The organism is Lysinibacillus sp. EB106-09-02-XG168 (assembly GCF_058791475.1).
Window position 1 is genome coordinate 63410 of the sequence record NZ_JBYTDN010000002.1, and the last position, 14031, is coordinate 77440.

The window sequence follows — 14031 nt, forward strand, 5'->3', positions numbered from 1 at the left end:
TGTAGTTCAGGTGGGCATAAGAAGACAAGCTATTCACGGAAAGGAACGAAATGGTGATGTTGAATCAAATTCTAGCACGTCCGAATATGATACAAGCATTAAAGCGAGTGGAAGCGAATAAAGGAAGCCAGGGAGTAGACATGATGCCCGTACAAACTTTACGTCAGCACATCCTCGAAAACTGGGAATCCATTAAAGCGCAAATTCTAATGGGAACTTATGAACCGCAACCAGTACTTCGTGTCGAAATCCCGAAACCAGACGGCGGTGTGCGTCTATTAGGAATCCCAACCGTGACAGACCGTTTGATTCAACAAGCCATATCGCAGATATTATCAAAAGAATATGACCAAACTTTCTCGGACAACAGTCATGGGTTCCGACCAAAACGGAGTGCTCATGACGCAGTCCGAAAGGCGAAGGGTTATATGAAGGAAGGATATCGTTGGGTTGTGGATATGGATTTAGAGAAATTCTTTGATAAGGTCAACCACGACCGATTAATGGTAACATTAGCGAAAAGAATTCATGATAAATCATTATTAAAACTTATCCGTAAATATCTCCAAGCAGGTGTCATGATAAATGGAGTTGTTTCAAGTACAGAGGAAGGAACACCGCAAGGTGGACCATTAAGTCCACTTCTTTCTAATATCGTGTTAGATGAGTTGGATAAAGAATTAGAGAAACGTGGTCATAAATTCGTTCGCTACGCAGATGACTGCAATATCTATGTGAAGAGTAAACGTGCGGGAGAGCGTACAATAGCAAGTGTACAGCGATTCGTCGAAGGTACATTACGCTTGAAAGTGAATGAGTCCAAATCAGCGGTAGACCGACCGTGGAATCGAAAATTCTTGGGTTTTAGTTTTTCACACCATAAAGAACCAAAAGTTCGGGTGGCGAAAACAAGCCTTCAACGAATGAAGAAGAAAATACGAGAAATTACCTCTAGAAAGATGCCATTTCCAATGGAATATCGTATCGAGAAATTAAACCAATATCTAATTGGATGGTGTGGATATTTTGCGCTCGCAGATACACCTTCAGTATTCAGTAAATTAGACAGTTGGATTAAGAGAAGGTTGCGAATGTGTCTTTGGAAGAATTGGAAGAAACCCCGAACCAGAGTCAGAAATCTCATTCGTTTAAAAGTTCCGTACGGAAAAGCATACGAATGGGGAAATACCCGAAAAGGGTACTGGCGCATTTCAAAAAGCCCCATATTGCACAGAACCCTCGGCAATTCCTATTGGGAAAGCCAAGGGCTGAAAAGTCTGCAAGTTCGTTACGAAACTTTGCGTTATTCATCTTAATTGAACCGCCGTATACGGATCCGTACGTACGGTGGTGTGAGAGGTCGGGAGTTAATCACTCCCTCCTACTCGATTTGTAGGAATGTTGTTATATCTTAATAATTCCGGCATCAATTCCGTCTTCTCTAAGAAAACCGAATAGTTCACTAAAATCTTCATGAAGTTTGATATTTCTCCACTTATCATTGTTATCACTGTAACTATACTCAATCTCGAAGTATATAATTGCATGATTAAAATTTACAACTGCTATTCGCTCGTTATTGATACGTAGAATTAACACGAATAAATCTCCTTGTTTTTATATTCAGTCCTTTCATAAACCATGATTCAAGTTACAATGACGAGACTATTAATAGAGGGTTTACCATCTATTGAAAATGGCTAAATTCTTTAGGGAGTTGATTAATATATTTTCACCAATCCTTTCTACTAAATAAAAAATTTCATCTGGACATTTCCAATGGGCTTCATAGTTTTCTAACAAATTAATCCGAATAAAGTTGTCATTTAAAGGTACAGAGGTACTTAAAACTTCAACTCTACTGAATAAGCTGTTAATTATACTAACTGCCTCTAGTTCATTTAGTCGATGATTACTGCAGACATGAGATTCCGAAGTGTATTGGACAAATGCGAGTAGGTGCTTAAATTTGTCTGGCTTAATATCTGTTTGAACATATACAAAATAATCTGGATCAAAGTTCTTCTCATCTTTTATTAAATAATCATATTTTTGACTCCATCCATTCTGTGTGGCCAGTTTGTGTAAGTATAAAATTAAAGTGCTTTCTTCAACTGAATTTATTAAATCAGTGAGTTTATCCACTTTTCGGTAATTTTCTTTATAGTTCTCTAATAAATTGATTTCTGTAAAATACTCATTGAGAGGTGCTGTTGTTTTCATGATAATTGCTCTTTTGAACAAATCGTTAATTACTTTTGCTAATTCTAATTCGCTTAGCGTGTGTTTATCACAAACATTTGTTATTGATACAAATTGAATGAAAGCCAATAGTTGTTTGAAAATAGCTGGCTCTAAGGCGGTTCTAACATATATAAAATAATCCGGATCAACGTTATCTTCATTTTTAATCAAAAAATCGAAAATCATTTTTTACTCCTCTATGAATTTTACATTTTTTTAATTTAATACTTTTATACGCACTATCTTAACTCCCCAATTAATTGCTTGGGTTTCGGATGGTACAAATATATCTATCTTATTACCTTTAATTGCACCACCAGTATCCTCAGCAACAGCTATTCCATAGCCTTCAACCCAAACTTTTGAGCCTAGCTTAATAACAGATGGATCCACCGCGATTACTTTCAGCTCAGGGTTTGAGCGTAAATCAATACCAGTGGCAGATGTACCCGAACAACCCTTGCAATAAGCAGTATAGGCAGTTGCAGTTACATAAAATTCACTCCTATTAGGTGGCTCTGTTGAACCACGTGATACAGTCGATGCACTAGCTATACTAGGCAAACTAGCCATACTAGGAACATTAGCTACATTATTAACTACAGTTTTAGTACCTACTGCAACCACTTGCTTCTGCGGTTCTTTTACAACTTTTTCAGATTGTAGATTTTTAGCTACAAATTGGCCGTTCTCTTTTACGATTTCATACGTTTTAGCCATTAAACCTTTTTGGCCTGCTGATACAACTATTTGTTTTCCCTCTTGCAATGAAGCATCCTGCTTCTCTTCAATTGTGAAATCTAAAGGCTCTTCCACTATATCGATAACCTTTTCTACACGGACTACCGTGATTTTACTCTGTGGAGTGATTGCGTCCGCCAGGTTATTTTCGACACGATCGAATTCATTTAGCTGAATTCCTTGATGTTTTAAAAAGTTAGCGACCGTAGTCGAAGTGGACCATACTTGTCTTTTATTTACACCATCGATAAGCGATACTTGAAACGCTCTTTGAATATCGATTATGTTATCTGCCCCTATTTCTGTATCTAGCCCCTGTATTAAAGAGTCACGCTCTGATACTTCGATATTTGCTTCTTTCAAAATGTTTTTCACGTTTGTTTCAGTTGTCCAAACTTTTGAATGATTTCCGTCAACTAAAATAGTTACTTCTTTTGCCTGTTCCCATGTAATTGCTAATCCATTAACAATTGTGGTATTCAGAGCGGGTGATATGTTGTCATGCTCTGCTACGTCTATATTCTGCTCATGTAATAATTGTTCTACAGTTTTGGCATGTGTTACTACTTCGATAGTCTCTCCGTTCGTATCAAGCGTAACGGTTTTTTTTGTATCTTGATAAAGTACGAATGAAATTACAGATACAAACAGGGTAAGTGGAATTATTCCTATCACTATTTGCTTAATATTCAATGATCGTAAGAACAAGTTTTTCATAGGCTTATTAAAGCTGGCTTTTCAGGTTAAGTTTTAAATTTGAATAGTAGGATATACCGTTTCTAGGTACACCTTCAATTAATAGGCTGTTTTTAAATAGTTCATTTAGTAAGCCCCCACGAAGTTCGTGAGGTTTTCCGACACCTAAAATATGCCCCACTCTTTTTCTCCATTTGCCATGTATATTTTGATATTCAGAGTAATTCATAATAATTCTCCTTTAATTTTGTATTTTTTCCGAGATTGACCAAAAACTCTATATTAGCTGTTAAAGAAGTTCTTGAATTGCGTTCCCGTATTTCGCCACAGCTTCTAAAAACTTATCCATACCCTTTTCAGTGTCAATTTTCTTACCAGTTGTAACTTTTTCTTTTACATCTTCCAAGCTAACCACTACTTGTTCAATAGCTTCACCATAGATGGTATATTTTGAGTCAGGTTTTCCTTGTGACAATATCTCATATGAGTAGTTTTTAATGCCCTTAAGCATTTCTATACGACGGTTTAATAGTTCAGCTACATAATCCTTCTCTACTTTCCCATCATTGTAATCACGGATAATATGAACGATTTCACCAGTATTATTTGCAAAATTCAATTGATCGGATACAAGGATAGTCTTTTGTAAAGCCCAACCAAAGTAAAGACCTGTGAGGTAAACCCCTAATATCGCTCCTGTTGCAAATAAAAGTATTAGTTTAAAATGCTTTTTCTTCATAACGCCCCTCCCAACAAACCGCTTCGAATCCAGCAATTAATCATTATTAAATTGATATTCAATAGCTCCATCGTGCACTGTATATTTAGCCCCTTGCTCTTCTAAAACTTGTAGTAATCCTTCCTTTACTGACTCATGGCCTTCCACGAATTCAGCTGATAATTCTCTTAGTCTTTTTCGTTGTTCAGATGATATATTTTCTTGGGATAGGACTAAAAACTCCTCTAATGTGCTTATTTGAAGAGTTATGGGTGTCTTTAAAGATTCATATACTACCTCCTGATTGGATAGCTGAGCTTTCCATTCTAGAATGTTATTTTGTATTTCTTGTACATTAATAGGATTACCATTTACCAAGTCATTCCATGTAAGCACTATTTCATCTAAGTAAGTTGTGTAGACGTTTTTTATGTAAGTTTCTGCAGTGTTTTCTTTAATGATGTCATCTGTTTGGTCTTGGGTATCAGGTTGACTATTTTGATTAGCAAGATACACCCCACCACCCGCTGAGCTCATTAGCAATACTATAAGACTGCTTCTCGCTATTAACTTTTTGTACTTTCTTTTCATGTAATTCACTCCTAAATCTTTTTTGGAACATGAAAAACCACATACGTACCCTAAGTACGCATGTGGTTCTTCCAACATAGCTGATGAAGTTTTATGTGATTAATAGTATGATACTATAAAATCACTTTTATGTCATTAAAAAGTAAAATTATAATTTTTTAGACCTATCACTTTGGCTATTTGTCCTTAAATTTAATAAAATATGAATGTGGTAAGCCTTTCTTTGGTAAATGATAAAACACGATTTTGAAGTCATTCTTTGATAATGCCCCATTGATATTCTTGTGAACAAAGAAAAAACCACATACGTACCCCTAGGTATGCATGTGGTTCTTCCAACATTTAGATTTTTTATGAAATTTGTTACTTTAATTCTACTATAGAAGGTACCAGATGTCATTACTTCTCATGAGCTAACTAATTTGGATTGTCTCTCTGTAATTTCATTTAACTCTCCTGCAGACTTACCTGCAACATGCTGCACATAGTAAATAATTACTATTCAGCCCTTCTCGTTTTACTTCGTTCCCTGCTTCAAAGATACAAAGTAGTAATTCAGATGGATTGAACTTTCCCAATCGAGTCCTTTTTTAATTTTTTTAATAATGGACTGAATATTGGTATTATTTATTCTCACTTAGCTAGTCTAGTATTATATAAATAATATTAGGTTTTGTCTGAAATAAACAAAAATGTTATAATTAAGTATACAAAATAAAGGTTTCAAGGGTGGTCGGCATATCTTCTTACTTTGCTTTTGCAAAGAGAAAGGAGGTGTTGTCGATGACGGTATACGAATCATTAACACTGATGATTAGTTTTTCTTCATTGGTTGTGTTAGTAATTTCGCTGTCATTTACTTTTACGAAAAAAAAGTAAATCACCCCTTTAATACCTTGGCCGGTTAGGGAATGATTTACTCTCTCAGTGCCAATCGCCTTTGAAGCGATTTATTTTGTTCTCGGACTGTACAAGCGTTGCGAGCGCTGTACGGTCCTTTTAATTATCTGTTTTATTAAGTAAAGTATACCATATTATTTACAATTTTCAAACGATGTGTATTATAAAGTGATATGCTTATCGCTAAATTTTAATACCAATAACTTATTCGTAAAGATCGCATAAGTACCTTAGCCATTTGAGCACGTGTAAGGTTATTATACGGGGTGAAATATTTATTAAAATTAAGTTCATAAGCGATTTTATTATAATATTCAGGATTGTTACTTTGTATTGCTGCCACAAGTGTCAAAGCCAGGAATAATCATATCAAAGTTTAAAATACTTGAGATTAATGCTCTCAATTCATCAATTATAAGGAGTTTATCCGTATATTGTCCGTATAATATACTTCTTTCTTTTTTATTTTTAAAGCCGCCGCTTCAACAATACTTATTATCGAGCAATGCATTTGAAATTGATTGTCTATGCATTATATCTGCTCCTAGATATGTACAAAGGGTATGTAAATCTTTCTTTACATACCCTTTGGGTGAAATAATATTTTCAAGGTTTATGGAAAACGAGTCATCGGTAACTTGGCCATAAACTGCTTTTTGATTTGTGAACAGGAATCGTCTGATAAAGAGGCTCCGATATTTAAACGAATTTGTTCATCCGCTTCACTTGAAGGTAGCCGATTATCATTTCTGTAATAAGCAAGTAACTTCTCAAAGAGATATTCATCTTCAATGACGCGCAGCTCTACCCCATTATTATTTTTTTGTTCTACTAATAAGAAGTGAATATTCCCGTTTATATCATGTCCTACAACATATAAGTCCCCGTCATAGGGTTTTGGGTATCGAAAGGCCTCATCGGAAAGAACATGTGTTAAATCACGGTGTTCATTCAACTCCTCTAGAAGAATAATTACCCATTTGTCTTGTGCTAGTGTCAAAATTCTACCTCCTAGTAGTCATAGTCCGCATCATCCATTAACATTTCATCATTATAAAAAGACTTGTGATATTCCGAAGCAGACATACCCTCCCATTCAGGAGTTAAAAACTTGATATTCAATGGAGTTACACCTGATGTTTCAAAATATGTGTAAAAGATAGCGGAATCGTTTTTCTGAATTAATCTTTCATCTGTTGTGAAGCGGATCTTGCTATCTGGCATATAATGCTCAGCAAGTTCAGCTATATCGGGAATCCGTGAAACATCGTCAACTAACAATATTACAAGCTCTGGCCGGACATCATCTGATAATGAAGTAAAAGCCAATTGAATTTGTTGAAATCTCTCGATGCAATCAGAGTACCAATTTTTCACTGGTCGAATAATTTCTAACCAGAAAAACTTAAAATCTTGGGCATCTTTAATGGTTTTAATAGAATAGTGTGGCTTAAAATCACGACCATTAGGTAAAGAAAATCTTTCTTGAGACGACCACTCAATCACACGGTCTAATTCACGTAATTTACAATAAAACTCATTAGCGATAATCGTAGTAAAATAATCAGTCATTTTAGGAGCATTACCTGGAACATATTGAATCGGTAAAAACTGAAAAGATCGAGGAATAAAAGTTCTAGGTAATAAAAGATTTGCTGCTTTTGCTCCTATTGGTGATAGACCATATAAATGTGGTAATCTTTTTTCACTTTCACATGGAGATAACCATTTGAAAGCTACTATAATGCCATGACGAAGGCATTTTCTCAAAAATTCTTTGATTTTAGTATCTGAATCTTTAGGTGTGAACACAGTTCTTTGTATTTGTGAACGTGTCGCAACACGGTGTTTGGCTAGAAATGTTAATAAAGCAATCTCATGGGCTGTAAAATTATTGTCTTCCTCCTTCCCACGTAGCCAATACTGGCTATTACGGATGACATTGTATTCTACAGGTAAATAATAAAGCTGGGCATATGGGTCACCAAACAAGCTAAAAGGATTGCCGTTAGGTGGTAGGTACTGTAATATATCGCGGGGTAGCGATGGCGATTTATAAGGAACTGTTGTAGCGTGTGTAGGAGATAATTTGTTACGGGTAACAGCTATAGATTTAGCTTGTTCCTCAACATCACCGTTTACAAAACTCTCAATACTTAAATTTTGTGTAGTCATTTTAAGAACGATGTGCCTTCCCTACTTGTTGTACCCTTGGAATAACTACATGCCCATAAATATGCCCAGTTTGCAGATCAACACGACTTACTTTAAATTGAACTTTTTGACCTTCTTTAATATGCTGACCAACTCGCATTGAAGGGAATTGAGCTAAAGCCGAAATACCACGTGGTTTTAGAGTAACAAAGACGCCTCCAACTTCAGTATTAACGTTATTAACTTCAGCTGCATAAATTCCGCCAGCTTTGTACTCAGATAGAAACATTTTCGGATCCGCTTCTAAAACACGGCGACTAACTTTTAATTTTTTATCTTCTACATTTAGTGTAGCGATTTGCACATCAATATGCTCACCCCTAGTGATGACTTCGCGTAAATCACGGTGGTAAGTATACGAATATTCCTCTTTGGACATACGAATTCGTACACCACTGATAATTAGATATACGTTTGCTTTATCTACCCCTGAAACAAATGCATCATGAACTTGCCCTACTTTTGCAGTATCCCAAAACATTTCAGCTTGTTTTTCTAAAGCTGCTTTTCGGTTTCCAATAAAGAATGAACTGTTATCATCTGAAATGACTTCTTCCACATTTACTTGGAATTCTCCGTCTACAAATGAGAATAAGGAGCGGAACTCGTAATCATCCATTTTGTCTTTTGGAATATAGCCATAAATCCCATCAAAATATACCTTTAAACATTCGATCTTAGTTCCACCTAACTCTAGTTCTTCAACACCTACACTCGTTACAGTGATAAAACGTTTGAAGCGTCGAGCATCCCTTAAATTTGCCTCGGCGTACATGCGTTTTTCCCGTAATTGTTCTTCTAATATTGTCATATCTTTTCCTCCTCAATATTACTATCAGAAAAACGCAAAAAAGCACCAAATCCACGTCTAAAAAGACGAAAGATTCGGTGCTTCCGAACATTCTTCTGAAAAGTTTATTAACTTAATTACACATACTATACCTTTTCTTGTTTTTTTTTGCAATACTTCGTCATGATATTTCCTTCTGCTATAGGTCTAATATAATCATTGTTAAATATCTTCCTCTATAACGTTGTTTGAAACTTTATGATTACCTGGTATAACAACTTTTCTTGTCGTACTCTCTTTTTGTTTCGTTTCAATAGAGCTATCTTTTCCCGCTGAAGTAGCACTTACAGTAGCTTTTTGTTTATTTTCTTGTTTTTTTCTGTCCTTTATCTTAAGTTCGTCTGTAAACAAGCTCATTTGATCATTAAAATCCTTGGATTTTTGAGGTTGTTTATTTTCTGTCTTATCTTGTTTCTCTATATTGAGAGTAGTATTTTCATTTGGCTGATTAATTTCTAACAAGGGTGGTACGAACATTGGTGGTTCGAAATTAGGTTGAGTCTCTACTTCGATGACACTTAATGCAATGTCTTCATTGTTTGGATTATCTGACTCACCATAGACGACAGGCACTATCTCATCTTCAGGAGGAAATCCCACCGAGTTTTTTAAATCTTCTAATGTCTCCCCTGAAGCTACTTCGCTATGATCTACGCCCATTTGTTTTAACCAAATAGCCTCATCATTTATATCAACTTCTATTAACGGCACTTGTTCAGAAGCGGGTTCATTATTTATAAAATCAGTTGATAGTTTAGTTGGTTCCTCCTTAACTTCAAAAACGAAAGGTAATGCTTCATTCTCCGATGTAGGTGTATCTCCGTATATAGAGATATCAACATTCTCATTTTCTTGACATACCATAGATTCTTCTGCAATCGGGAATGGACTCACATTGGTGTTGTTCTTTTCGCTTTTCTGAACGGGTATTGCTTGAGATTGTATAGGTGGAGACATAAATCCATCATCATTTTTTATAGCTTGCTGCTTAACTTCTTTTTGAACTGACTTTCCTAATGCAGATACATTGTCTATAAAAGTGTCCGGAATAACACTATGGAAATCTGTTAAATTTAGAATATCATCTGATGATAAATTATCCATTGATTCATAGCCGACTTTCACATTACCTACAAGCGTATCAATTTTATCTTGTGAAACATGATCAGTAATATTAAATTCTTTTTCTTCTGTTGATTTTATTTCACTTTTAGCTAAGTCCATAAATCGATTGATAAATGCGGATTCATGTACAAACTGACCCATAGCGTGTTTAGGGATACCAATACTATTTCGCTCATTTACCACTTGAACAATCATTTCTTTGAATGGTAGTTCTCGAATATCTGTAGGTGAGAAGCGAGCTTGTAATTCTTTTTGCGTATTTAAGCGATAACCCCAAGTCTGTTTTTCACTTGTCATTGGTGAACCTGATTCATTCATCGATTCAACCACATTAATCTGTTCCCCAAATTCTTTAGAGAAGTACTCATTATCCTCAACAGGACCACGACCAAATACTGTTTTATGAGATGCATTACCCATAACCGATTTACGGTAAGACTGACCTACAGCATCTAATTGAGCAATAGATTGCATTGCAATAACTGCACCAACTTTATAAGAACGCCCTAATGTTAAGAATCGCTCAAATGCTTCGTTAGCATATAATGGGAATTCATCGACATAGAACATTATTGGTATACGTTCTATACCTGTTTCTTTACATTCTTTAGCACGGCGGAAAACAGCGCTTTGGAATTGACGAATAAAGAACTGACCAAATAAAAGCGATAGTTCGTCTAGATCCCCAAGTGCGGTATTTACTAAAACGACACCACCTTCTCTAAGGAATTTGTCTGCATCGAATGCCTCTTCGCCATCATTACAAACAAAGAGACTCTTAAGCATTGAGTTTAAGGCAATTTCATTTAGATATTTTTTAGCACCAGTTACAAACTTGTCTTTCTTATTTTCAACCAATGGACGTCCAGCATTTTTATGGTCTGGTGGATAAAGTATCTGCTTAATTTCATCTTTGTCACGGAAGGTTTTATAATCGAGTACTTCGTTTTCAAAATACGCCACGATTTGTTCAAAAGAGTTTAATTCTGCGCGCATACCACTTGTTAGAGAAGGATCTTCTCGTCTTGAATCAATAGTCTTTCGGACAAATTCTACAATATCAGCTAGATAACGAGGATCTGTAAACATTTGCTGAATATGAAGAATATTTGTTGCGGGACCAAATCGTATTTTAGCTAATAATGTATAGGTACTTGCTGCTTCGTTTTGTTGACCTTTAAAGAACTCGTCTTGATCACCAGTTAATGCATTTAAAGTACCCTGGAAACCTGAAGCGGCAGACTCACGTGTACCTCCAAATGGATTGTATTTTATAGACCATGATTTCGTAGGATCTATCACCTTTATTTTCTCATCAGGCACACCAAGTTTCTTACATATTGTTAAGACATCATCTACACCATCACCTTTGGGCTCTAAGAAAATTAATCCCATATCACGCTGACCAGTAGCAATTTTTAATATATCTTGTGCGATGCGCAATAGTAATGTAGTTGATGTTTTACCAGACCCTGTGGCTCCAATAATTGCTTCATGTAAGAATCGTTCATTTTCTTTAATGATTATTGGCTTCTTCGAATCAAGCTCAAAACCTACAATTACATCACATGTCTCTAGTTTATATTCATGAGCATATTTTCGAATATAAGGCGCTTCCCAAGTCTTAAAGTGTATTTTAAGAAGATCTTTGTTAATCATGTAATCTCGTGCTTGTAAAAAGAGTGTAAGTGCACTGAATATAACTGGTATCACAAATAGGACTAGTATCAAGGAGTTTAAATTATCCGTCAAGATTATGTTCTTGTATGGTTCAAAGATACGAACGCTTGTTAAATAGTCTAAGAAGTAATCACATGTATATTTTGCGAAAGCACACCAGCTGAGTACATGTAAAGGAACTAAATTAAAAATCGCTGCTTTCCATCGTCCCTTTTTTGTTTTGGACCAATCTTTAAGTATTATTGGTCCCTTCTTTCGAGGAATTGCAATTGTACTATAGTGCCATATGAAATATGGTGAAATCCAGAGTGGTATAAATAGCCACCATGATAGGTGATTTAATAAAGCAAGCTCAAACAGACCAAATATATTCATTAACCACGTGAATAAGGCTATAGGCAGTAAAACTGCAATATTAAACCAGGATAATATAGAGACAATTTGAAAGTTCAAGGTCATTCGAACAAATTCTTCTCGCTTCGTTTTCTTAATTGCTTTTTCGAAGCGGTATTTTAAGGAACCTTCACGTTCAATTGCATATTCAGCATCAGTTTGTAATGCCACCTGTTGTTTTTCTTTTTTTTGCATGTAGCCCATCTTATCCCCCCCTTCTATGTTTTGAAAAACAAAAAAGCACCGAACCCTAACACCTTAAATTAACTTTAAGGCGTAGGTTCGGTGCTTCCGAACGTACGAATATTTGTTTTTCTTACTTTCAATTATATGGTTCTCTTTTGTAAAGTCAAGGTAATTCAAATCACTTAACAATAAATACGGATTCCTTAAAATCTATGGGTTCCAGGTCTTTATAAAGGACTGGTCTGCCTATTCGCAAGTCCATCATAAATAAACGTTCATAGAAAAGAACTTCTTCTCTTATCTTTAAGGAAGGGTCAATTAATCCAGAGGGATAAGGGATTAATTTGCGGAAAACAACAATTGGAACTACTATATACGTTTCATTCTTATCTAAAGCAACCTTATGAAGATTATTAAATATCTCTATGCACCTTTTCCATTTAAGAGTATTTAAACCTTCTATATTAAAAAATACACAGTAATATTTCCTGTCGTTAGTAAATCGGCCAAGAACATCACCCTTTGATTTAAAGTAATCAAACAATAGTCCATCATTATGAGGGTCTGAGTAATGGAAGGTATTATGGAGCTCCTTAAAGTTAAATGAATCAATCAATGGATACTTCAAATCCTTGTTATATTCTGACCTCAAAGAAAGTATAGTATCCTCTAAATTACTTACTGTTGTAGCAATTATATTAAATTCATTTGTAAATTCACCACACATCGCTTTGAAAGCCTTTAAGAAATTTAGATAACGCAAATTAACCTGTAAATCATTAGTCTTTTGATTGTTATCATAACGAGGATCTTCTAATACAACAATCATTCCTTTATAGTATCGAAGTTCATCGTTGTCTCGTAGCTCTTTTAGTCGAATATTCAATCGTTTGAATTTGGCAAGAAGCCTTTCACCATATTCCGTCTTTCTGTCATATTCCATGAAATAATATGCTAATTCACCTTGAGTATCTATAAGCTCGCCTTGGTCATCATAACGTGAAAGATTTAAACAAATTTCGCCATCAGGCTTATATTGCATAATATCATTAATTTTTGAGTTACGAGGAGAAGCATGTAAGTTATCTCTAAGGGAGCATACATTCGTTAACTTAACTCCTCCAAACGACCATTGTTCATTTTCAATATCTTTCGCATCTTCTTCAATCTTACGATTTAGAGATAGAATTTTACATTGTATTTCAGTTTGGAAACAGAAATGTGCGTTCTCTAATGGAGGAACTCTCCAAGGGAAAAATCCCAAGTCAAAATCAAACCCAGAACGCTTATTCTTATCCAATTCAGTGATCCCCATGAATGAATAAATCTCGTTTTGTCCATCTTGCGTTAAGTAGTAATAGACCTCAGTTGAATCTGAAACTCTATGTTGCTTTATGTAGCCTGTATCTTGTAATAGCTTTAGCGTTTTGCTTAAAACTTTACGACCACTTTCGAAGTCTTTATCTTGTCTAGATTTCCCCCTGAGTTCAGGTCTTAAATAGCCGAGTATTTGATGTATCTTAGCCATTCGCACCTTCAATACAAACCTTAAAATTTCCAATTGTTTCTTGCTTAATTTCTTGTATGTTGGGGGTGCCATTCCTTAAACTCTCCCTTCTTCTTCGTAATCCGATTTTAGGTGAATGAAGTTCGGAGATCAAGTGACTAGATAAAAAGACTTGACAAACAGCTA

12 protein-coding genes are annotated in these 14031 nt (G+C 35.3%); 2 read left to right on the forward strand and 10 right to left on the reverse strand.

All coding sequences use genetic code 11. The annotated features are described in order from the left end of the window. The first annotated feature begins 53 nt into the window (after positions 1–53). The gene (ltrA, locus tag AC3WSO_RS00350) at positions 54–1316 is read left to right on the forward strand and encodes a group II intron reverse transcriptase/maturase (protein WP_492527777.1); all 1263 of its coding nucleotides are present in this window, start codon (positions 54–56) and stop codon (positions 1314–1316) included. A gap of 364 nt (positions 1317–1680) precedes the next feature. Here ltrA and AC3WSO_RS00355 read toward each other — a convergent pair whose 3' ends face one another. Genes AC3WSO_RS00355 through AC3WSO_RS00375 form a run of 5 tightly spaced genes read right to left on the reverse strand, consistent with a single transcriptional unit; the run spans position 1681 to position 4990 of the window. Next, on the reverse strand, positions 1681–2430 hold the full coding sequence (locus AC3WSO_RS00355; protein WP_492527779.1) for a hypothetical protein: 750 nt from the start codon (positions 2428–2430) through the stop codon (positions 1681–1683). A gap of 30 nt (positions 2431–2460) precedes the next feature. Beyond that, the gene (locus AC3WSO_RS00360) at positions 2461–3702 is read right to left on the reverse strand and encodes a resuscitation-promoting factor (protein WP_492527780.1); all 1242 of its coding nucleotides are present in this window, start codon (positions 3700–3702) and stop codon (positions 2461–2463) included. A 7-nt stretch (positions 3703–3709) separates the two neighbouring features. Beyond that, a complete protein-coding gene (locus AC3WSO_RS00365) occupies positions 3710–3910 on the reverse strand; it encodes a hypothetical protein (protein ID WP_492527782.1) in 201 nt (66 codons plus the stop codon). A gap of 60 nt (positions 3911–3970) precedes the next feature. Beyond that, the gene (locus AC3WSO_RS00370; RefSeq protein ID WP_492527784.1) at positions 3971–4420 is read right to left on the reverse strand and encodes a hypothetical protein; all 450 of its coding nucleotides are present in this window, start codon (positions 4418–4420) and stop codon (positions 3971–3973) included. Positions 4421–4456: 36 nt separating this feature from the next. Further along, positions 4457–4990, reverse strand: coding sequence for a hypothetical protein (locus AC3WSO_RS00375; RefSeq protein WP_492527786.1), 534 nt, complete (start codon positions 4988–4990; stop codon positions 4457–4459). A 783-nt stretch (positions 4991–5773) separates the two neighbouring features. On the opposite strand from AC3WSO_RS00375, the gene AC3WSO_RS00380 reads away from it, so the two are divergent. Beyond that, positions 5774–5869, forward strand: a complete 96-nt coding sequence (locus AC3WSO_RS00380) for a putative holin-like toxin (RefSeq protein ID WP_323654436.1) — start codon at positions 5774–5776, stop codon at positions 5867–5869. A 634-nt stretch (positions 5870–6503) separates the two neighbouring features. Here AC3WSO_RS00380 and AC3WSO_RS00385 read toward each other — a convergent pair. The 5 genes from AC3WSO_RS00385 to AC3WSO_RS00405 all read right to left on the reverse strand — a co-directional run bounded on the left by AC3WSO_RS00385 (position 6504) and on the right by AC3WSO_RS00405 (position 13938). Continuing rightward, on the reverse strand, positions 6504–6890 hold the full coding sequence (locus tag AC3WSO_RS00385) for a hypothetical protein (protein WP_492527788.1): 387 nt from the start codon (positions 6888–6890) through the stop codon (positions 6504–6506). A gap of 11 nt (positions 6891–6901) precedes the next feature. Next, positions 6902–8065: a replication-relaxation family protein gene (locus AC3WSO_RS00390; protein ID WP_492527790.1), complete on the reverse strand. Its 1164-nt coding sequence runs from the start codon at positions 8063–8065 to the stop codon at positions 6902–6904. A gap of 1 nt (position 8066) precedes the next feature. Next, positions 8067–8915: a hypothetical protein gene (locus AC3WSO_RS00395; RefSeq protein ID WP_492527792.1), complete on the reverse strand. Its 849-nt coding sequence runs from the start codon at positions 8913–8915 to the stop codon at positions 8067–8069. 201 nt (positions 8916–9116) lie between these two features. Beyond that, positions 9117–12356: a type IV secretory system conjugative DNA transfer family protein gene (locus AC3WSO_RS00400; protein ID WP_492527794.1), complete on the reverse strand. Its 3240-nt coding sequence runs from the start codon at positions 12354–12356 to the stop codon at positions 9117–9119. A 160-nt stretch (positions 12357–12516) separates the two neighbouring features. After that, entirely contained in the window at positions 12517–13938 is a 1422-nt protein-coding gene (locus AC3WSO_RS00405) for a hypothetical protein (RefSeq protein ID WP_492527796.1), read from the reverse strand. Positions 13939–14031 lie beyond the last annotated feature (93 nt).